The sequence below is a fragment of the Flagellimonas sediminis genome, assembly GCF_010500845.1.
In the GTDB taxonomy this organism is placed as follows: Bacteria; Bacteroidota; Bacteroidia; order Flavobacteriales; family Flavobacteriaceae; genus Flagellimonas; species Flagellimonas sediminis.
This window is the reverse complement of sequence record NZ_JAAAMI010000011.1, coordinates 97,833-119,131: the sequence shown is the minus strand read 5'-3', so window position 1 is coordinate 119,131 and position 21,299 is coordinate 97,833. Positions and strand designations below refer to the sequence as shown.

Sequence of the window (21,299 nt, the reverse complement as noted above, 5' to 3'; positions counted from 1 at the left end):
GCAACACTCAAATAGAATCGATCTTTTTAGTGGCTCACGTTCATCCGCCCCACTATGCTCACTTTGGTCCGCCGCGGGTGGCTCACTTTGACCCGCCGAAGGTGGTATACTATGCCCGTTTTTTGCAATCAAGGTATTCTCCTTGCTATTTTGACTTTACCTGTATGGAAAATTCGTCTTCTGGCATTCCTATTCGTTTTAATTGCCTATTTGTACTTTTTTGGTTTTTCGAAAGAGAATAAAATTAACGGAACAATAATCATTAAAGTAATCATAACGAAAGTGAATGTTCTTATCATGTAGACCACTTTAATCTCATTAACCTCTAATTCAAAAACAAGTGGTGCGATCCAAGAACACAGCGACACGGACATTAATAGGGCGAATATCCTTAAGAAGGTGTCCGAATTAAATTTTTTAATTTTTCCCATAACTCATTGATTCTTTAATCGATAACAAAGATGATTAAATTTAGGTGTTCATATCAAACATCATCCATTATGGATTCCGATTATATAGTCTTTATTCCTATTTGATTCGTTTATATGGTTGTCCTGCCCAAATTGATCTCAACTTTTGGGTAAGGGAAATTCCACTCCCATTCTCCAATCCAAAACATTCATCTTTTCTAAAAATCCTTGGATTCCCTTGACCAAATTTTCATAGGCTGGGGAATCCCCATAAATCATTTGCTCTTGCATGGTTTTATAATCTGCCTTCCAATCGTCCTCATACTCAGGGGGTGGGATGGGCCGTATATCCTGAGGTCGATGCAGATTATAATCGACCCCACCAAGTTTTGTGAATACATATCTATGATTTACAATGGTTTCATATAAACCTTTGTCGTGGATGGCATTGACCGCAAATTCCGTTTTCGATAATTGGAAAATATCGTACAAATGACGGCTTAGCCTATCCACCCTTATCTTTTCCTTGGGACGTTGGAATTCCTCATGCAATAGAAAAAGTTTTTCTAAAAAAGTCCTTTCAGGGGTTACGGATGGAACCTTTACTGGAGGCGCTACAAATTCGGCATCGGGATATTCTTCGTCCACAAAGGAGCTTATCGGTTTTGATTGAAATGGTTCCCTTAGAGAACGACAGCCAATTTCAACTTGTACCCTTGGTTGGATGTATCCGGGGGATTTGGTCAGAAATGGATAATAGATTTCTATGATACGAGGGTCTTGGTCGCTTGATTCGGCCGGAATGATATTGAAACCCACATCCTTAAATCCATTGCTCTTAAATCGCTGCTGCAACTCTGGATAAAATTTCCCTGAAATATAGGAACTCGTTTCTTTCCTCAGCTTGGTCAGCTGTTTTTTTGATAGCTCCCCTGAATATCCAAAAAATCCCCGGTCAACGGCAAGGTCGATATCTTCGCTAAATCGATCGATCAGTTTCCAAGCCTTGCTTAGCGACGTCCCGCCCTTAAAGACCAAATGTTCCGCTATCCCCATTTCAAATATTATTCCCAATGTACTGACGACCCACCAGTCCTTTTCAACCGCAAAATCTGGTATTCCCGTTTTGCCTTCTACATTTTTAAAGATGGCAAGCCTATCTTCTTTGGGTATATCGTAAAATTTCATTTTATTCATTTTTATTCATTGTCCAAGCTCTTTTCCATAATTTTCCGAATCCATGCCGGGGCCAGTGCTATATCGTGAAGCAGGTCTTTTTGGTCTTCTTTTTTCAAGAGGGCTATTATTTTAGATTCTTCCTCGTCCGTTACTTGTTCCTTTCCAATCTCGCGAAGGGCCTGTATGACAAGTCTGCTTATCTCTCCCTTGGCCGATAAATTCTTGGGAGTGGTCTTCTTTAGTTTTATGCTTCGTTTCCCCAATTTTATTTCCCGGGGAGCTCCATCGGTAAGAAAGACAAGTTTCATGGGTACCTGTGTGCTAAGCCCCAATGCACTTAAAGCATATACCCCGGTAGGTACCAACCTGATCTTGTCCCTTTTGGCTATGGCCATGGCAATCTCCTCTGCCGTTGGCAATACCTCTCCCGCATATTTACTTATCTTGGGACGGACATAGATTCCTTGGGCCACTCTTTTTATATAACCTTCTTTTTCAATCCTGTGGAGGGCCAACCGTATAGCTTCAGATGAACCTAATCCCCGAAAATCATCGGGGAACACTAATTCTCCCCGCTCCTTTTTGGAAATGGATTTTTTTATTTTGGACTCAACACTCTGCATAACACATTCATCTTATATGTAACAAATTTAGTAAATTTTTGTTACAAAATACTTTTGGGATAATTATTCTATTCCTACCATAATTGCGTTCCAACTTGTTTACCTAAAAAAATCGGCCAAATATATAACACACAGAAATGGATGGTAAAAACATTGAACAAAAATCTTATACGAATGGAACTACAAAACACGTTCCGCAAAGGTATGGGACCCCGATAGGGGCTTCCATACTTTTGCATCCCGTTTCGAGGGGGTTGAAAATCAGTAGCCGGAAAGACGACCGAATGCGAGCCAGCGCAGCGTGCTCGCTCGGTCAGGCTTGAAGGTGGAGGGTTTTCAATTCCCGCAGAAACCATGGGGAGGGAGAGAAAAAGACGAACCAATAAGAACGATCATTCCAATGGTAAGATCAGGAATATGGCCTCGGCCATCTTTTAGCGATATAATATCCCCAGACCGATAGTTCCATTGCACCGAAGAGCCATACCAGATCTTTTATAAATGGAATGCCGACCATGATGAAAAGAAAAAGTAGAAACGGTATTCCCAAAAAACGTTTGAGCCTGAGAATTCCCTGTAAAATAATCCATATAAAAATAATGAATCCCAAAAAGGGAAGTTTTTCGTAAAGAATTTCAAGCGATAGCATGTATATTGGATTTTATGGGAAGCGGATTCGTCCTGCCCGTTTCAAGGTTTACGAATGCCCCGTGATATTTGATTTTTTTGTTCGTTAGTAGTTCATAAAGGCAATGGACGGCCATCGATGACAGGGCATCATTGATGAACAGCGATTGTTCCTGCAACTTGTCCGCATAGCTACATCCCATTCCCTGTTCGACCTCTTTTTCCATCGCCAATAGGTCGGGGAACAAATCAACGATATGATATAACTTTTGGTTTTGCACCTCCCCATTCGAAGGCCGATCATTGTGTTGCAGATTTCCGAGGACATACTGACCAAAGTATTTTCCGTTGCCCAGATCCAACCAATAATGTTGGTTCTCATAGGGATAGGAACTTGAGTGTGGGTGTTCCAAAACCTTTGCCAGTTCCAACCGAAAATCGGCACCGTCCACACAGCTAATGATCAAATTGGCGTGCAATCTTTTATCGTCCGCACCTATCCGTTCGGGAACGGCATCCCATTGCAGTCCGAAGGTATGGTTGACCTTGGTTACGGCACAAATGGCCTTGTTGCCCCCAACGTCCTGTGGGGCATAGAGCTGTCGGCCCACGTTCGAGGGCTGTACCAAGTCCCCGTCGAAAACGGTCACATAGAGGCCTGGATGCCCCAACTGCACCAAGGCATGGTCGAGCCTTGACAAACGTGCCAATATAAGGGAACCGTTGCCCCCTGCCCCGACCAATGCAATGGTAATGGGATGTGTGGGTGGATGAGCCGGGTAAACTGAGCCACCCGCGCCGGATTAAAGTGAGCAGTGTAAATCAACTGCTTGGATTTGACCTGTCCGTGGGTTAAACTTAGTTCTTATTTTTCAATTTTCTCCTCATCGATTCACCTTTTATGTCGATTCTGTGCGCTGTATGCACCAGACGGTCGAGTATGGCATCGGCCAGTGTTCTCTCCCCGATGATGTCGTGCCATTTTGATACGGGCAATTGTGATGCTATAATGGTCGATCTCTGTCCGTGGCGGTCCTCGATGATCTCCATGAGCGCATGCCTGTTGATGTTGTCCAGTGGCTTTAGCCCAAAGTCATCAAGTATCAGTAGGTCCTGTTTTTCAAGCTTGCCTATCTGTTTTGGATAGGAACCGTCCGCTTTTGAGGTCTTCAACATGGTAAAGAGCTTGGCCGTGTTGAAGTACATTACCTTTTTCCCCATGGAACAGGCCTGGTGGCCGATGGCCGAGGCCAGATAGCTTTTGCCGACCCCGGTGCTCCCGGTAATGAGTACATTCTCCTTCTTTTTGATAAAGCCACAACTACCGATTCGTTGTACCTGGTTCTTGTCCAATTGTCTGGAAGGCCTGTAGTCCACCGCCTCCATAACGGCTGTGTACCTAAAGCGCGCCGATCTGGTCAGTCGCTCTATCCTGCGGTTGTGGCGGTCGTCCCACTCGCATTGCACGAGATATGCAATGATCTCGTCATTGGTATAGTCGGTGCCCATACCGTTGGGGCCCAAGGTCGTTTCAAATGCCCTGTGCATGCCATGGAGCCTGAGCTCCTTCATCTGTTGTATCGTCCTTTCGTTCATATGTGGTATTTAAGTGTTCTCATTCATAATATTTTCCGCCCCGTATGTTCTGGTGCTCGGGCATTTCCAGATTGTCATCGGTGTCCTCATCAAGCTTGTCCCAGCCCTTTTTTAGGATGCGCTCGACCATGTTGTAATTGTACGCACCGTATTCGGTTGCCCTCCTGCAGGCATTGTCGAGACGATCCCTGCCATACTTTTTGGCAAGGTGCAGTACGCCAAGACAGGATTTATAGGATTGTTCGGGATGCTGCTTCTTGTCCAATATGGCCATGATGTAGCCTTGACAGCTTTCCCCTATGTTCCCGGCCCAGGCGATGAACCTTTCGCTGCTCCATTCGCTGACGAAGCGGTGGTGGGAGGGCATGTGCCCGGCCAGAGTGGTATAGCCGTAACGCTTCCTGTTCCTTCGGTGCACGGCCAGCCTTTCATGTTTGTGGTAGACCTCGACCATACTGTCGGTATAGACAAGCTTTACCTGTTTGCCGATATGTCTGTAGTGTACGCTGTAATAGTGCTTGTCCCTGCCAAGGTAGATATGGCTGTTCTTGTGCACCGTGGCCTGGGCGTACCGTTTGATCTCATAGCGTTTCTCGGGCAGGGGCATCAGTTCCCGGCTTTCCACTTCGAGGAACAATGAACGTCGGGAGTATTCCCTTCCCCTGAAGGACATGTCGTTGTGCTTTTCCAACAGTTCCCGGATCGCGGTGTTGATATCGGCCACACTGTGGAAGGTCTCGTTCCGTAAGGGCGCGAACACCCTAGTGTAGATGATGCGCACGGCGTTCTCCACTATGGCCTTGTCCCTTGGCCTATAGGTGCGCGTGGGAAGGACCGCCGTTTCGTAGTGCTCGGCAAAGTCGGCGAACACCTCGTTGACCTTTGGTTCATAGCGGCTGCTCTTGGCAACGGCCGACTTAAGGTTGTCGGGCACCAGTGCCCTCGGCACACCGCCGTAGAACCACAGTGCGTTCTCGGTGCAGCGGATGAAGTCCTCGAGCTTCTGGCTGGCACAGGCCTCCACGTAGGTATACTGGCTGCTGCCCAGTATGCAGACGAACACTTCCAGTTCCTTGAGCTCCCCGGTGTCCCTCTCGACAATGGTGAGCTTCTTCCCCGTAAAATCGATGAAGAGCTTGTCGCCGGCCTTGTGCTCCATCCGCATCACGGGGGAGGTCTCCTTTTGCCATTCGGCGTACCAGTACTTGAACTGTGAGAGCCTGAACCCATCGGGGTGCTTGGCATAATATTCCTCCCAGAGCAACTGTCGGGTCACCCCGGTCTTTCTTATCTCCTTGTCAAAGTAGGGAAAGTACCTCTGTAGCTCTACCAGTTTTGGGCTCTTTGGCCTTTGGTCGGCCTTGAATAGGCCGTGCAGTTCCTCCAGGGTCATCTTCTCCACCTCATAGGCCGTCAGGCGGTAGCGCTTGAAGAAATCGATGTACTTGGCCACCGTGTTGCGGGAGATGCCCAACTGCTGGCTTATCCGCCGTTTGCTCACACCCGAGGTGTGGAGCTTGAATATCCGTTTTATTTTTCGCATGTCTATCTGCTTGTTCGCCATGGTCCTTTTTCACAAAAAAAGACCTTTGGCGCATTACAGGCAGATCAGATCCAAAAGTGGCTCACTTTCGTCCGGCGGGAGCGGCTCACTTTCACCGGCCAGCTATGCTCACTTTGGCCCGGCGAAGGTGGTATACTATGTCCGGCGTTTCCAGTACGGCCGATTACTTGAAAACTAAGTCAAGGTTTCACGATAAACCGATTGATAGTTATATTCAAGTCTTCATGATTTTTGCTTGGATCGTTGGTGTAATGGCCGTTTTCGCTATAATTACCGGTGTTGAAATTTGGAAATTTTTTACCGCCCTCGGTGCGGGCTCCGCAATAATCCTATTAATATTCAAAGATTCCATTTTAGGGCTCGTCGCAAGTATACAGGTCAGTATAAACGATATGGTAGGTATCGGCGATTGGATTACTTTCGATAAATACGGAGCGGATGGCGATGTTATCGAAATTAACTTGGCCACGGTAAAGGTGCAAAATTTCGACAAGACTATCACAACGATCCCGACCTACGCTATGATTTCAGATTCATTTAAAAATTGGAGGGGCATGCAGGTTTCCGGTGGAAGACGAATCAAACGGGCAATGATAATCAGTCAAAAAAGTGTTCGTTTTCTTTCAGATGAAGATTTGACCGAACTCACGAGAGTACAATTGATTGCCGAATACCTAAATACCCGAACCAGCGAAATCAACGCATATAATACTCAGCAGGATGTAGATAAGTCTTTGAATATAAATGGCAGGAACCTGACAAATTTTGGGGTATTTCGTAAATATGTTTCTTCATATCTTGAAAAACACTCCGCAATCAACAAGACCATGACCTTGATGGTCCGACAACTGGAACCGACACCACAGGGCATTCCTTTGGAAATTTATGCTTTTAGTGCCGACAAGCGGTGGGAAAATTACGAATATGTCATGGCCGATATTTTCGATCATCTTTTGGCCGCCTTGCCTTATTTCGAATTAAAGGTTTTTGAGCTGCCAACTTCTTTGGGTGGGGAAAAATAAATCAAGAGCTTTTTAGTTCCTGCTCCATTTATGATTGGGTTCGTCTGAACTTTTTGATTTATCACACTAAACAAAATCAATTATTTCCCAATATCAATGGTAATCCGGAATCGCCACTGCCAACAATGACTGCTTTCGAGTTAGGTGACTTCGCTAGTTCCAATGTTGCGTCGATACCCTTGTCCCGCAATATCTTATCTGTCAATGAAGCACTTAAAATTCTGTTCGCATCCGCCTTTCCTTGTGCTTCAATTGTTACTTTTTCAGCTTCTTTTCTAGCTGTAACCAAACGAAACTCGTATTCCAACGACTCTTGCTCTTGTTTTAGCTTACGCTCTATAGCTTCCTTTATGGTAACTGGCAAAGTGACATCCCTTACCAATATCTCATTGAGTTGAATATACTGTCCGTCAACGATCTTTTTGGTTTCTTCATAGATCTCGGCCTGTATCGCATCTCGCTTACTGGAGTACAATTGCTCCGGGGTATACCGCCCCACAACGCTTCTTGCCGCCGATCGAATCGTAGGTAATAGTACCCGTTGAATGTATTCCGAGCCTTTTTCTTGGTGTAGCTTTCCCAAAAATTCCCGTTTTGGTTCAAACCATGCGGAGGCGTCCAGTTTTATTTCCAATCCGTTGGAAGATAGTACCTGCATTTTTTCAAAAACTTCCTGCTGTCTTACCTCATATATAAAAACTTTGTTCCAAGGTGCTACGATATGAAAGCCCTCGCCCAAGGGTGGTTCGTCGGTCACAACGCCTCCACCAAAAGTTTTGTATAATACACCGGACTCTCCCGAACCGATTGTCACTGCGGATTTTGCTATTACAATAACCAGTATAATAAATATGATTATTGCGGGTAAGGCCATTTTAGGTAATTTGTCCATAATCTTTTGTTTTGAATTAGTACTAAATTTTTCGTTTTTAAACGCAATCGATTCCTTAAACTCTTAATGCTTAGGTTATGGGGCGAACAGTTTTTTTATGTGTATCCCGCTCTATTTTTTGCATTACGCTTTGCCCTTTTTCCTTTAATTTTCCTATCCATACCATTTGTGAGTTTGCATTATCAAATATCGGTCTGAATGAATTTCTTGACTTTTAATTATCTTGTGAACCAAATTGTTCTTTTCAAATATTATTGTACTTAATATCTATTTAGATAACTTTAGTCAAAGGTGCAAAAGAACCATAAAGAGTTTGGCACATAAATATTGATAAACATTACATAATTCACACGTTTCAAAACAGCCTTTAAGCACTAAGCCTTATATATGGATATATATTTAGTGATTGCATCAAATTTATATGAACTATTGATTGCGATTTTAAGGTCAAATAAAACGAACGTGGCCGTTGCAAAACTCCAATAGATATCAATTTTTCGCGCTTATAAATGTGCGGAAATCAGTAAATTAAAGATAGGCGAAGAAGAAAGAAGTATACCGAAAAACTGTGTGCGGTTTTCTAGGACTATCCCATTTGTGGTCTCTTTCGATAGTTGTGTCGATATACCCTTTACAGAACTATAAGGTATGCTACTTCTCATTGGATTCAAGTAACCAATAAAATTCGCGACAAATGATATTAGCAATACAATCTTCAAAGATTAAAGCGTGTACCCATAATATTTTCGATTTTGGCACATAGACTACTTTTTGTCTCTTCATTAGCCGTAATTGTTCCCACTAGAAGGTTCCTGCCTAAAACATTCCACCAGCATTTTATACAGTTCCGGATGTTTCTTTTTTAGTAAATCGGGCCGTTCAAAAAAGTATTCGGAAGCCACGGCAAAAAACTCGGCTTCGTTGGTTCCCCCATACTTTCGGATATCGGAATGGTTATCGTTTATGGCTTCCATTTCCTTGTGGATCAACTTTAGCCACGGGATTGTATATTGATGTTTCAATAACCGTTCTGGCACTCCATCGGTCACATCGTCTATTTTATCTATGAGGTGTACAAATTCGTGAATACCAGTGTTGCTTTTATCGGTGGTATTGGCAAAGCCATGGTATAACGCTTTTTTTGATAGAATCATCTGTTTTTCGAACCTGCCGCTACCGACCAGTCCCCCTATATTTCGCAGTTGTCCCTTACTATCGAATTCCAAATCTTCGTTGAAATAATCAGGATATAGAAGTATACCGCTCAAATTGGTATAGTGCCATTCCTCAAAACCAAAAACCGGAATCACGGCACTTGCGGCAATCAATATTTTGTCCAGTTCTTCTAATTCCAGTTGTACCCCATCAATATATACCTCGCTTAAGAACTGCATCATTCGTTCCTGAAAAACTACCTGCTTTGCTTTTGGAAGGTTCCGGTAAAAGAGCACATGACCCATCAGCAACGGATGCCAATGTTTTGGGAAAGGCTTTACCTTTTTTCTTCCTATTCTGGAAAAAAAATAAACGGCAAGCACAAGAAGTAGTCCAAAGATTATGGTGTAAATCATGATTGGCGGAGTAGTTTACAAAACAGCATTAATTTGAATTTACACTTTCGCCTTAAATCCAATATTTTGGAGCGTAGTATTTACCTCCTCTTCGAATGCTCCATTGCTTTCCACTGTCCGGGTTTTATCAGGATTAGCAGTATCCACTTCCCAATTTTCAAGCCTGTCTTGCTTGTTTAGAAAAGGTGTTGCCTTAGATGCACATTCACCACAATTGATATTTGTTTTAAATTTTAAAGTTTTCATCGTGTTTGAACTTATTCTTATTAAAGTTTTACTCATTTTAGCCGTAAGCTGTTCGCTACAAACGATACGCTACTGAATGCCATTGCTACTCCCGCAATCATCAGGTAAAAATCCATCAACAGGCTAAAACTCCTGCGAGTTTAGGAATTCCGATGATATTATATATGAATGCTCAAAACAGATTCTGACATATACCCATTTCGGTTTTTTTGACAGTTCCAAAATGGATAAAGCAATAAACTTAATAGTAATTATAAAACTAAAAAATTATTTAGAATCTTTCTCAATAAGATTGCGCCAAACCAAAAATTATCCTACGTTTGCACTTTATTTTTATTCAATCTAAATAAGTATAATATGAAATGGTTTTTAACTGTATTTTCAATAATGCTCCTGACAGCGAATTTAGGATTATCACAGGAAAGCAATGATGGCAAAGATTCAACTGTCCTGAAAACGGAAGTCTTAAACGAGGTCATAGTCAATGGAAGTGCAATTCTAGGGAGTAAATTTGAAGCCAGCAACAGAACGGGTTCCGCAAATTATATATCGGCGAAAGAACTCCAAAAATTCAGTTATAACGATATTAACAGGATATTGAGAAACGTGCCCGGGGTCAATATCTACGAGGAGGACGGTTTTGGATTACGGCCCAATATCAGTTTGAGGGGTACTTCTCCAGAACGTAGTGCAAAAATCAATCTTATGGAAGATGGGGTACTTATAGCCCCCGCCCCCTACAGTGCTCCTGCCGCATATTATTTCCCCACGATCGGAAGGATGCAGGCCGTGGAAATATTGAAGGGAAGTAGTCAGGTGCAATATGGGCCAAATACTACGGGTGGCGCCATCAACATGATCTCTACCCGGATACCGGAGCGGTTTATGGGAAGAGCGACCTTATCGGCCGGTAACTTCAATTCAAAGAATACCCAGATCGTGGTAGGCGATAGTTTTAAGAACTTCGGATTCGTAAGCGAATACTATAACTACAATTCAGACGGTTTTAAAAATATTGACGGAGGGGGAAATACGGGTTTTGATAAATCGGACTATTTGGCAAAGTTTCGAATGAATACCGATGAAGGTGCCAAAGTCTATCAATCCCTTCTCTTTAAAATCCAATTTTCCGAAGAAAGGGCCAATGAAACCTATTTAGGGTTGACCGATGCCGATTTCAATGAAAACCCGTACCGCAGATACAGGGCATCCTCGGAAGATGTGATGGAAGCGGAGCACCAACAATACCAATTAACACATTTTCTTAAACTTTCCCAGGCCCTGTCCATTACCACCACGGGATATGTGAACAAGTTTAAGCGCAACTGGTATAAATTGGACGATGTAAATCTTGGGGAGCGCATTGGAATAAACAATGTGCTCGCAGATCCGGAAACCTATGCCATGGAATACAATGCCCTGTTGGGAAACACGGATACCCCGGAAGATGTGTTCGGCATAAAAGCGAATAACAGGAGGTATACCTCCCAAGGAATACAGTCCATTGCCCGGTTGCGCTGGGGCGCTGACTGGTTACAAAGCCTGGAGCTGGGTATACGGTACCATGAGGATGAGGAGGACAGGTTTCAATGGGTAGACAGGTATGGTTTTCAGAACAATGAACTAATACGCACAACAGTCGGCATCAAAGGGGCGGATGCCAACCGTATCGGCAACGCGAAGGCAGTTGCTGCACATACCTTGTACAAACTAAATTTGGGCAGGTTTACATTCACCCCGGGTATTCGGTACGAGAATATTACGTTGGGCAGGATAAATTACGGTACCAACGATGCAACGAGATCGGGTACGGACCTTTCCGAACGTGAGAACCAAGTGGATGTTTGGATTCCGGGAATAGGGGCAAATTATACCTTTGCCGAAAATCTTTCCGTTTTTGGCGGGGTGCACAAGGGGTTTTCCCCTCCCGGCAATAACGAAGGCCAAGATGCGGAAAGCAGTATAAATTATGAATTGGGTACCCGTTTCAATTATCATGGAATTCAAGGCGAAGTGGTAGGCTACTATAACGACTATCAAAACTTGTTGGGGAGCGACCTTGCGGCTACAGGTGGTACGGGCAGCTTGGACCAATTCAACGCTGGCGAGGTAAGGGTCAGCGGTGTAGAAGTATCGTTGAACTATAACCTTTTGAATAACAGCTCGGAAAAGGTCCGCTTACCGTTAACGTTTAACTATACTTTGACCGATACCGAGTTTCTTAGTTCATTTGACAGTGCCAACGCTATATTCGGGGAAGTCTCGGTGGGTGATGAGATACCCTATATCGCCAAGAACCAGTTCAATTTGAACCTTGGCCTGGGGCATGAAAAGTTTGGCATTGACATGGGTGCACGCTATATCGATGCATTCAGGACACAAGCAGGAACAGGGACCATTCCCACAAATTTAAGGGTAGATTCCAATTTTGTCGTTGACCTGTCCGGTCGCTATTTCTATAATAGCCACTTCACCTTTTCCGCCAATATCATTAACTTGTTCGATACGACCTATGCGGTGTCAAGGGTTCCTGCCGGATTACGGCCTGGGCATCCATTTGGGATTAATTTTTCAATAACCTATGGATTTTAATAGATTTAATGACTGCTTAAAATTGAACTAGCCTACTGAATTATCTAAAAGGGACGACCAAAAATTTAAAAATAACCATCGTTATTTGCGATATGTCAGTACCGGGGAAGAAGATAAGGCAAAAAAAATACGGGAACGGATACAGTTCTTGGCACCGGACTTTTTACATACGGAGACCAAAGCTATTAATGAAAAAAATAAGGGAATACCAACAAACAAGAAATAAAATGAATTGCCAAAAAACAACTGGACCGATCAAGAACTATATGAAACAAGTAAGCAACAAACCATTCTTTTTTTCGATTCCAATAATCATATCCATACTATCTTTTAGTCTTTCCTTTGCGCAAAAAGATATCATCGATAAGGCGATAGCAGTTTCGGGAACCGAAAAATTGAAAAATGCAAAGGCTTCATTTGATTTTCGGGATTATCATTATAAATACAAAAGAAACCAGGGGCGATTTGAATACACAAGAATCGGCAAGAAAGGCGATAGCACGGAAATACGGGATGTCTATACCAATAAGGGGCTGGTCCGCTATGTGGCCGATACCTTGATAAGCCTTACCGAAAAAAGAGAGAAAGCCTATACCAATTCGGTAAATTCAGTGATGTATTTTGCGTTTTTGCCCCTTTGGCTCAAAGATCCCGCGGTCATTGTAGAAGACCAAGGTAGAAGCGTGATAAAAAGTAAGGAGTACTATAAAATCCGTGTTACTTTTAAGCAAGAGGGCGGTGGCGATGATTTTGAGGATGTGTTCCTCTATTGGTTCGATGTTGAGGATTATAGTATGGATTATCTGGCTTACAAATACTTTACCGGCAAAGGGGGAATGCGGTTTCGGGAAGCATACAACCAGCGCAACGTTAATGGGGTCGTAATACAGGATTACCGTAACCTACAACCTAAAATAAAGGACGGCATTGATTTTGATGAAATCGAGAAGGCTTTTGAAAATGACCAACTGGAGGAGCTCTCGCTCATCGAATTGAAAAATGTGAAAATTGAAAAGATACCCAGAACCTAGTCCAATTCATTCAAAGACCCGAAGTAGGTTTCCCGTAAGTTCTGTCTGGAATATTTTCAAAGGGTTGCTCGTAATACTGTTCAAGGGCTTTCCGGTTTGGTCAAAGCGTGCGCCATGGGCAGAACAATAGTAAATACCGCCGTCGTTCTCCACAAACCTAACTTCCTCGGTCTGTTGATGGCTACATACCTGACTTGCCGCCACATACTGCCCCTCCAAGTTTTTGGCCACCACCACAAATTGCTTCAAGATAAAGCCCCCATTATTCTGTAAAGGGGCACCTTCCTGAGAGTCAAGATCGACCGTAAAATCAATTCCTGTAGGGACTGGAAGCCCCCCCACCGCACCGTCTTTTGAACATCCGTTCAAACAGGGAAAAACAAGGGCAAAGGCTGCACCTGCCCCTAGATTCTGTAAAAATTGTTTTCTTTCCATAACAAAGACTTTTATAAATAAACGTCTTTTGCTAAAAAATCGTATGCAAAGAACACATGTGTAGTCTTCAGCGCATATTATAGAAGATAGTAAAATCAATAATTTCTCTACATGGGGGTCTAATTGAGTGTTTGAACGCGTCCTATTTATAGTGTCCTATACCCAAAAGCACAAATAAATTTTTTAGTACTGTGCTGAGTGTATTTATCCAAAAACAACCATAGCCTTTATTGAAAACCAAGAATTCAATAGAAAGTATTAGAGGGAAATTATATAAAAAAGAAAGAAAATTATGTAGATAAAGATTGCTGGGAACAGATACTTTTAACTTCGACAAGACATAATATTCATGAAAAGAAACGCAGTGGGCTGCAGGATTACGAGGTCAATACGATGCTAGGAAAATAATGGAGGACCCCTCGTCTTTTGACAGGAGTTTATTGCCTTGTTTCCTTTGGGCTTAACATAAAAGAATCTAGACGACAAAATGATAAGCCTAAATGAATTAAAATGCAGGCTGACGAAAAAGGCAAAATAATTCAAATTGTTTTTACAAGGACCTGTTCACTAAAGCCGAATGTGGGGTTTCGCTTACTCTGAACAGGTCTTACTACCCAGTATATTACATAAGAAAATTGTTATGCAGATAAAAAATCTTCGACCCTATACGATGTAATCATAGTCGGCTCCGGCGCAGGTGGTGGCATGGCGACCAAAATACTCGCCGATTCGGGCCTAAAGGTAGCCATTGTGGAGGCCGGGCCGTTCTTTGACCCCAAGGATCCCGAACTGATGACGCAATTAAAATGGCCTTGGGAATCTCCAAGGAGAGGGGCGAATACCGTCAGGCCTTTTGGCGATTTTGACAGCGCATACGGAGGTTGGGATATCGAAGGAGAGCCTTACACAAACAGTGACGGGAGTAATTTTAAGTGGTTCCGATCGCGAATGTTGGGCGGTCGGACCAATCATTGGGGCAGGATTTCATTGCGCTTTGGCCCGAAGGATTTTAAACACAAAAACGAGGATGGATTGGGCGATAACTGGCCCATTGGCTACGAGGATGTAAAACCCTATTATGACAAAGTAGATAAATTAATCGGGGTTTTCGGCACCAACGAGGGCTTGCCCAACGATCCCGATGGATTCTTTCTGCCCCCACCCAAACCTCGATTGCACGAGCTTTTTTACATCCGTGGGGCACGGAAATCGAATATACCCGTTTATCCCTCAAGGATGTCGATCCTGACCAAAATGATAAATGAGGATAGGGGCATCTGTTTTTATTGCGCGCAATGCTCCAGGGCCTGCATGGTATATGCCGATTTCTCGGCGGAAACCTGTTTGATCTTCCCGGCACAGAAAAACGGCGGCCAGATCGATCTGTTCCTAAATGCCATGGTAAGGGAGGTTACCACCAACGAAGAAGGTAAGGCAACCGGCGTTTCCTACATCAATAAAGAGGATAGAAAGGAATATAAGTTAAAGGGCAAAGTCGTCGTCCTTGCCGCATCTGCCTGCAGCTCGGCCCGGATACTCTTGAATTCCAAAAGTGCCCAACACCCGAACGGATTGGGCAAAAGCAGCGATATTGTCGGAAAATATCTTCACGATTCCACGGGGGCGAGTAGGGCGGCCTTTATTCCGGATCTGATGAACCGGAAAATTTCCTATAACGAGGACGGCGTGGGGGGCATGCACGTATATTCCCCTTGGTGGGGCGACAATAAGAAATTGGACTTCCCCCGCGGATACCATATTGAGGTATGGGGCGGAATGGGCATGCCCAACTATGGGTTCGGCTTCAATGCGAACGAGTTCAATAAATTTTTTGGCACTAAAGTGGGAGCTTATGGCAATGTCCTCAGGGAAGATGTCAAAAAATACTATGGTTCCGTAATTGGTTTTGGTGGTCGGGGAGAGTCCATCGCCATGAAGGACAACTATTGTGAAATAGATCCTACCAAAGTAGATGAGTTCGGAATTCCGGTGCTTCGGTTCAACTACAAATGGTCGGATCACGAACGAAAGCAGGTAAGGCACATGCAGGACACTTTTGAGGAACTGATCCACAATATGGGCGGGGAAGCCTTGGGCGCAAAACCCACCAAGGAACAGGACTATGGTATATCGCCACCGGGATGGATCATCCATGAAGTGGGCACGACCAGAATGGGCAATGACCCCAAGACCTCCGTAGTGAACAAGTTTCAGCAACTCCACGATACCGACAATGTATTTATCGTCGATGCCGGGCCCTTTGTTTCCCAGGCCGACAAGAACCCCACCTGGACCATCTTGGCGCTCTCCTGGAGAACATCCGACTATATAATAGAACAGTTGAAACAGCAAAACATATAGGAAAATGGATAGACGGAATAGCATAAAATCGATTATACTAGGCTCGGTCGCCGGTGGATTGGCGGTTCACGGCTGCAAACCGGAAGCGGAGGCCAAGGCGGAAGATGCCCAGATACTTGAGGGATATAGTTACAAATATGGCCGGACCCCAAAGGAGAAGGAACGGATCGTGGAACTGGAAGCGGAGCAATTTTTCAACGGACACGAATTGGGTACCATTGCCGTTTTGAGCGATCTGATTTTGCCCGCTGATGATAAATTTGGCAGCGCAACGGAAGCAGGGGTACCGGATTTCATCGAATTTATGGCCAAGGATATTCCGGAAATGCAGACAACCCTCAGGGGCGGGCTCATGTGGTTGGACCACGAGAGCAATACCCAATTTGGCACGGAATTCAAATCGGCTTCCGAAGACCGGCAAAAACAACTATTGGACACCATTGCCTATCCCGATATATCGGTTCCGGAGAACGAACTCCCCATGGAAATACAGTTTTTTTCCTTGATGCGAAATTTGACGCTTACCGGTTATTACACCTCGGAAATCGGGATACAAGATTTGGGCTATAAAGGTAATACACCCAATGTATGGGATGGTGTACCCGAAGATGTCTTGAAACAGCACGGCGTAGCCTACGAGGAAGAGTGGCTTGCAAAATGCATAGATCAGAATAGAAGGGGAATCATGGCCGAATGGGATGAAAATGGAACGTTGTTGACGTAAAAGTTGATTGGATTTTTATTGAAATTAGGTACTGCTCTTCTCTACTTAAGGGCTTTTGGAGGATTCAACTGTTTTTTTACAAACATGACGATCGTCATGTTTGTGTTTGATCACTTACGTTACTTTTGAAAAATAATATCATTTAAATTGATTCTAACTACATAAAAATTAGATTATTATATATTTTTCAAATTGACCCTTAATTTTAAAACTTAAACAGTTTTTTGCTAATTTTAGAGTATGAAGCGCTTTTTACGTAAAATAGTATCCATCGGTTTGACGTTCGCAATACTTTTTGCGACCACATCCTTTAGCGCTGATATGCATTTCTGTTGTAACAAATTAGTGGATATTGCCGTATTTGGTAAGGCAAAATCTTGTGATGATAAAGTTCAAAAAAGCGAAAGTCCTTCCAAGGAGTGTTCTGTAGGAGCCGAGGATTGTTGCAGGAATGAAACATTTAGCAAGGCCGGTGATGACAACGTTAAAAAGGTTACCGCGGAATTCAGCATCGAAAACTATGTTTTCTTACATAGCTTTTTTTACACCTATATAAATCGATTTGAAGGGCTAGATAAAAACATCGTTCCCTTTGTAAATTACGATCCGCCATGGATCGAGAAGGACATTCTTGTGCTTCATGAAACTTTCCTTATTTGATTTTTATTCAAACAGATTATTGATCCAATAATCTGTACTTCTTATTGGCCGACATCGCGTTCTGCCCTCTAATGTCGTACCCTTTATTCCAACGACACTCGCTCCAATTGGTCAAAATACCAAATAATAATGAGTCCTTATGGACACAAGCAATTAGAACATTTAATAAACCCTAAAGTATGGATTCTCAGAGAGAATACTGGATCAAGAATATGGTCTGCAGTCGGTGCCTTAAGGTCATAAAGCAAGACCTTGAAGAAATCGGTGTGGAAGTGCTTTCCCTTGAACTGGGCAAACTATCAGTCCGTATCACTACTGAAATCGATAAAAAAATCGATTTGAAAATAGCGGAGGTGCTTCATTCCAACGGATTTGAAATCGCCAAGAACGAGGAGGAAATGATCGTTGAGAATATCAAGATCACCTTAATCGAACTTGTAACAGACCTTCCTTTACATATTAAGGAAAAGACTTCAGAACATTTGGCAGCGGAACTACATCGGGATTATAAGATGTTGAGCAAGGTTTTCTCCAAAAAAGAGAACGTCACGATTGAAAAGTACTTTATAAAACTGAAGGTCCAAAGGGTCAAAGAGCTCATACAGTTGCAACAGCATGGGTTCTCGGACATAGCCTATCTACTCGATTACAGTAGCGTGAACCATTTGTCCAGTCAGTTCAAGAACGTTACCGGAGTAAGCATGACGGATTATAAAAACAGCCAAATCTGGAAACGGAGCTTCCTTGACGAAATTATATAAGGAAGAACGAAAATTATGCAGACAAAGGCTTATGGTAACAGCTACTTTTATCAACGACACTAATTTAATATGAAAACAAAATGTTTATATACATCAAACATATGGTGAGTTTGCGCTGTAAGATGGTGGTAGAGCAAGAACTGCGAAAGCTGGGCCTGCGTTATGTCAACGTAGACCTTGGATCCATCGAAATCCTTGGGAATATCACTGATTTCCAAAGAGATCAGCTACGTAAAAACCTGAAGGCCTGCGGTCTGGAACTGCTTGAAGATAAGCGGAGGATCATGGTTGAAAAGATTAAGGCCTTAATTATTGAAATGGTCCATTATTCCGATGAATTGCCCAAGGTAAACTACTCGGATTACATCAACGAAAAACTGGGTTATGACTATACCTATTTGGCAAATACATTTTCCGAAGTAAAGGGAATCACCATTCAGCAGTACATTATTTTAAACAAAATTGAGCGCGTCAAACAACTGTTGCTGTATGATGAATTGAATCTAACGGAAATATCCTATAAGCTGTCCTACAGTAGCGTCTCACATTTGTCGAACCAGTTTAAAAACGTTACGGGGTTCGCCCCATCTTATTATAAAAAACGGAAAAAGAAACGAATTAAATATCTAGAGAATTTGTAGTCCATGGTAAAAATTGTTCGAATAAAAGCCTTTTTGGTTCAAACCCTACCTCGCCGTCAGCTAGGTTTGAGGCTCTTTTTAGGCACGAACATTAATACAAAGAATGTGGGAAAAATATAACTCTTCCTCTTTCTTATGTAACACAATAATAGCAAAATTCCCTCAACTTTAAGTTTAGGGAATGGAAAAATAGAATTGACGAAAATAAGTAGCAATTAAAAATCAAATATGATGAGAACGATAACAATTATTTTATTGGCAATGGGCTTAATAAGTCTATCCAGTTGCGAACAGAAAACAGATCCTAATGCAATGCTTGAAAATTCACAAACGAGAACGGAACTCTTTGATGCAATTGCCAGTAATCACAGCTATATGACCCAATTCATGGACAATATGCAAACCAACGACCATGCCATGCAGATGATGCAGGGCAACCAAAAGATGATGGGCCATATGATGCAGGGTGGCGGAATGCAGATGATGATGAAAGACAGCATGATAATGAAAAACATGATGGGCGATCAACCTGTGATGCACGCAATGATGGACAGAATGATGAAAAGTCCGGAAACAATGAATTCAATGATGCAAATGATGCACGAAAACGGAATGATGAGTGAAGATTGTATGGAGTCGTGCAAAAAAATGATAGAAGAAAGTGAATTAGAAGCCAGGGAACGAGGCGAACTCGAATTGAGCAAAAGCCAAAGCCATGGCGATCATCATTAAAGAATATAACATTTAACACTAATAAATAGAAATCATGAAAGGTCATTGGATTTGGATGGTCATCGGTTGCGGTATTCCGTTACTGTTAATTTTTTTCGCCCCGGCACTGGGTATCACAGGCTACAATGGAATTTTTGCCTTTATCCTTCTAATGTTTGCAGTACATCTTTTAATACCGCACGGGGGTCATGGCAGGCATGGCGGGCATAAGAGCGGCAGTCAAGGCCACGCCGGCCATGGAGGTGCCGATCATGAACACCGTAAGGCAGAATCGATAGCAGGTACTGAAGAAGAAGAAGAAGAACACAAAGGGCATCGGCACCATTAGAAATAAATAGAAACAAATGAAACATAAATATCAAATAAACGGAATAAGTTGTGGCGGCTGTATCACAAGGGTAAGAAAAACCTTGGAAGCGCACCCGGCCATAGAGAAGGCCGAAATCTTTTTAAGCCCGAAAGGAAAGACGATCATCAGCATGAACAAGAAGCTTACGGTCGAAGAACTGCAAGGGCAACTCAATGAACTTGACGGCTATACCATTACAGAGATCATTTAAAATAATACGAACCTTAAAATTTAGAACATGTTTTACAAAGATGGATTTTTTTGGGGCATGCACCTTATCTGGTGGGCCATTTGGATCGTGGCCTTAGGCTGGATATTTTTTGCACCTTCCAGTACAACTTACACAGAAACCATAGAAGACGATCCGGCCACAATGCTCAAAATCCGGTTTGCCAAGGGCGAGATTTCCAAGGAGGAATATGAGCGATCAAAGAAACTTTTAAAATAGGAAAGACAAACAACTATTAACCTTTAAACCTAAAACTATGCATTTTTTCGACGGACACTGGGGCGGTATGCACTTCGTATGGTGGATCATATGGTTCATTCTTTTAATATGGATATTCTTTGTGCCATACGACATCCCTTACCGAAAATCAAAGAAGGAAGACCCTCTCGCAATTCTCAAAAAAAGATTTGCCAATGGGGAAATTACAAAAGAGGAATTTGAGGAATCAAAAAGGATTCTAAAGTCAGAATAGTGTCATTTCTACTTTAACATGACACTAGGAAGTAGCAGCAATTAGTAACACTTAAAATGAATCAAAATGAAAACAGAAATCAAAAAAGCAATAGGGATTGTATTGGCCGTTTTCACATTATCGGCCTGTGCACAAAAACAGGAAAGTGCTGTAAAGGATATGCTTAAGGACCCGTCACAACAAGAGGAGGTTTTGACCTTGATGGTCGAAGACCACGATCTGGGCAAAAAATACATTGCCAAGATGATGGATAACGACCATGCCATGGGAATGATGGTGGACGAACTCGTAAAAGAGGCGGCTAAGGATACCATACTTGCGAACAAATTGAGCAATATGATCACTAGATATCCTGACCTTATGCTACTGACCACCCACCATTTTATGCCGGTCATTGCCAATGACAGCCTTTTGAGCGACACCTTTTGTGACCACACTTTGGAGCATGAGGAATTGGAAAAAGCCATGCACAATAAAATGGAATACAAAAAGAGCCTTGAGCGCAACCATTGACTCCGACTTTGGTTTTGACACATGAACAAACTCATAAATGAATAATAACAACAATAAACATTAAAACAG

General features: G+C 42.8%; 22 protein-coding genes and 1 pseudogene. 14 read left to right on the top strand and 9 right to left on the bottom strand.

Annotated features, from left to right (window positions below; genetic code table 11):
• Positions 1-569: 569 nt before the first annotated feature.
• The 5 genes from GTK07_RS17250 to istA all read right to left on the bottom strand — a co-directional run bounded on the left by GTK07_RS17250 (position 570) and on the right by istA (position 5,999).
• Complete coding sequence (locus GTK07_RS17250; protein ID WP_225621182.1) at positions 570-1,598, bottom strand: nucleotidyl transferase AbiEii/AbiGii toxin family protein; 1,029 nt, start codon at positions 1,596-1,598, stop codon at positions 570-572.
• Between the two features lie 11 nt (positions 1,599-1,609).
• The gene (locus GTK07_RS17245) at positions 1,610-2,212 is read right to left on the bottom strand and encodes a DUF6088 family protein (RefSeq protein ID WP_094997573.1); all 603 of its coding nucleotides are present in this window, start codon (positions 2,210-2,212) and stop codon (positions 1,610-1,612) included.
• Between the two features lie 635 nt (positions 2,213-2,847).
• Positions 2,848-3,588, bottom strand: a complete 741-nt coding sequence (locus tag GTK07_RS17240; RefSeq protein ID WP_313790829.1) for a PRTRC system ThiF family protein — start codon at positions 3,586-3,588, stop codon at positions 2,848-2,850.
• 109 nt (positions 3,589-3,697) lie between these two features.
• Positions 3,698-4,435: an IS21-like element helper ATPase IstB gene (istB, locus tag GTK07_RS17235; RefSeq protein ID WP_093980728.1), complete on the bottom strand. Its 738-nt coding sequence runs from the start codon at positions 4,433-4,435 to the stop codon at positions 3,698-3,700.
• Between the two features lie 19 nt (positions 4,436-4,454).
• Positions 4,455-5,999 carry an IS21 family transposase gene (gene istA / locus GTK07_RS17230; RefSeq protein WP_163636419.1) on the bottom strand — a complete coding sequence of 515 codons (1,545 nt, stop codon included), beginning with the start codon at positions 5,997-5,999 and terminating at the stop codon, positions 4,455-4,457.
• 140 nt (positions 6,000-6,139) lie between these two features.
• Between istA and GTK07_RS17225 the strand changes: the two are divergent.
• Positions 6,140-7,021 (top strand): annotated as a pseudogene (locus GTK07_RS17225) (mechanosensitive ion channel family protein); the annotation flags it as partial.
• 76 nt (positions 7,022-7,097) lie between these two features.
• Here the strand turns inward: GTK07_RS17225 and GTK07_RS17220 are convergent.
• The 3 genes from GTK07_RS17220 to GTK07_RS17210 all read right to left on the bottom strand — a co-directional run bounded on the left by GTK07_RS17220 (position 7,098) and on the right by GTK07_RS17210 (position 9,730).
• Positions 7,098-7,913 (bottom strand): prohibitin family protein, encoded by an 816-nt coding sequence (locus tag GTK07_RS17220; protein WP_163636417.1) that lies wholly within the window; start codon positions 7,911-7,913, stop codon positions 7,098-7,100.
• A gap of 782 nt (positions 7,914-8,695) precedes the next feature.
• Positions 8,696-9,484 carry a M90 family metallopeptidase gene (locus GTK07_RS17215; RefSeq protein WP_119648292.1) on the bottom strand — a complete coding sequence of 263 codons (789 nt, stop codon included), beginning with the start codon at positions 9,482-9,484 and terminating at the stop codon, positions 8,696-8,698.
• Between the two features lie 39 nt (positions 9,485-9,523).
• Positions 9,524-9,730 (bottom strand): heavy-metal-associated domain-containing protein, encoded by a 207-nt coding sequence (locus GTK07_RS17210; RefSeq protein ID WP_119648609.1) that lies wholly within the window; start codon positions 9,728-9,730, stop codon positions 9,524-9,526.
• A gap of 357 nt (positions 9,731-10,087) precedes the next feature.
• Here GTK07_RS17210 and GTK07_RS17205 point away from each other — a divergent pair, with 357 nt between their 5' ends.
• Positions 10,088-12,322: a TonB-dependent receptor family protein gene (locus GTK07_RS17205; RefSeq protein ID WP_119648291.1), complete on the top strand. Its 2,235-nt coding sequence runs from the start codon at positions 10,088-10,090 to the stop codon at positions 12,320-12,322.
• A gap of 227 nt (positions 12,323-12,549) precedes the next feature.
• The gene (locus tag GTK07_RS17200) at positions 12,550-13,353 is read left to right on the top strand and encodes a DUF6503 family protein (RefSeq protein ID WP_147378287.1); all 804 of its coding nucleotides are present in this window, start codon (positions 12,550-12,552) and stop codon (positions 13,351-13,353) included.
• 6 nt (positions 13,354-13,359) lie between these two features.
• Here the strand turns inward: GTK07_RS17200 and GTK07_RS17195 are convergent, their stop codons facing one another.
• A complete protein-coding gene (locus tag GTK07_RS17195; protein WP_163636416.1) occupies positions 13,360-13,788 on the bottom strand; it encodes a QcrA and Rieske domain-containing protein in 429 nt (142 codons plus the stop codon).
• Positions 13,789-14,493: 705 nt separating this feature from the next.
• Between GTK07_RS17195 and GTK07_RS17190 the strand changes: the two genes are divergently transcribed.
• The 11 genes from GTK07_RS17190 (at position 14,494) to GTK07_RS17140 (ending at position 21,230) form a co-directional block, all read left to right on the top strand.
• Positions 14,494-16,149, top strand: coding sequence for a GMC oxidoreductase (locus tag GTK07_RS17190; protein ID WP_163636415.1), 1,656 nt, complete (start codon positions 14,494-14,496; stop codon positions 16,147-16,149).
• Positions 16,150-16,153: 4 nt separating this feature from the next.
• On the top strand, positions 16,154-16,873 hold the full coding sequence (locus GTK07_RS17185) for a gluconate 2-dehydrogenase subunit 3 family protein (RefSeq protein ID WP_119648287.1): 720 nt from the start codon (positions 16,154-16,156) through the stop codon (positions 16,871-16,873).
• Between the two features lie 240 nt (positions 16,874-17,113).
• A complete protein-coding gene (locus GTK07_RS17180; protein WP_119648286.1) occupies positions 17,114-17,533 on the top strand; it encodes an HYC_CC_PP family protein in 420 nt (139 codons plus the stop codon).
• 179 nt (positions 17,534-17,712) lie between these two features.
• On the top strand, positions 17,713-18,294 hold the full coding sequence (locus tag GTK07_RS17175; RefSeq protein ID WP_119648285.1) for a helix-turn-helix domain-containing protein: 582 nt from the start codon (positions 17,713-17,715) through the stop codon (positions 18,292-18,294).
• A gap of 80 nt (positions 18,295-18,374) precedes the next feature.
• A complete protein-coding gene (locus GTK07_RS17170; RefSeq protein WP_203583838.1) occupies positions 18,375-18,935 on the top strand; it encodes a helix-turn-helix domain-containing protein in 561 nt (186 codons plus the stop codon).
• A 228-nt stretch (positions 18,936-19,163) separates the two neighbouring features.
• The gene (locus GTK07_RS17165; protein ID WP_313786754.1) at positions 19,164-19,667 is read left to right on the top strand and encodes a hypothetical protein; all 504 of its coding nucleotides are present in this window, start codon (positions 19,164-19,166) and stop codon (positions 19,665-19,667) included.
• 34 nt (positions 19,668-19,701) lie between these two features.
• Positions 19,702-19,995, top strand: a complete 294-nt coding sequence (locus GTK07_RS17160; protein WP_203583837.1) for a hypothetical protein — start codon at positions 19,702-19,704, stop codon at positions 19,993-19,995.
• Positions 19,996-20,011: 16 nt separating this feature from the next.
• Positions 20,012-20,227: a heavy-metal-associated domain-containing protein gene (locus tag GTK07_RS17155; RefSeq protein ID WP_119648282.1), complete on the top strand. Its 216-nt coding sequence runs from the start codon at positions 20,012-20,014 to the stop codon at positions 20,225-20,227.
• Between the two features lie 27 nt (positions 20,228-20,254).
• Complete coding sequence (locus GTK07_RS17150; RefSeq protein WP_119648281.1) at positions 20,255-20,464, top strand: SHOCT domain-containing protein; 210 nt, start codon at positions 20,255-20,257, stop codon at positions 20,462-20,464.
• A 37-nt stretch (positions 20,465-20,501) separates the two neighbouring features.
• Positions 20,502-20,717 carry an SHOCT domain-containing protein gene (locus GTK07_RS19375; protein WP_119648280.1) on the top strand — a complete coding sequence of 72 codons (216 nt, stop codon included), beginning with the start codon at positions 20,502-20,504 and terminating at the stop codon, positions 20,715-20,717.
• 66 nt (positions 20,718-20,783) lie between these two features.
• A complete protein-coding gene (locus GTK07_RS17140) occupies positions 20,784-21,230 on the top strand; it encodes a hypothetical protein (protein WP_119648279.1) in 447 nt (148 codons plus the stop codon).
• The last annotated feature ends 69 nt before the right edge of the window (positions 21,231-21,299 follow it).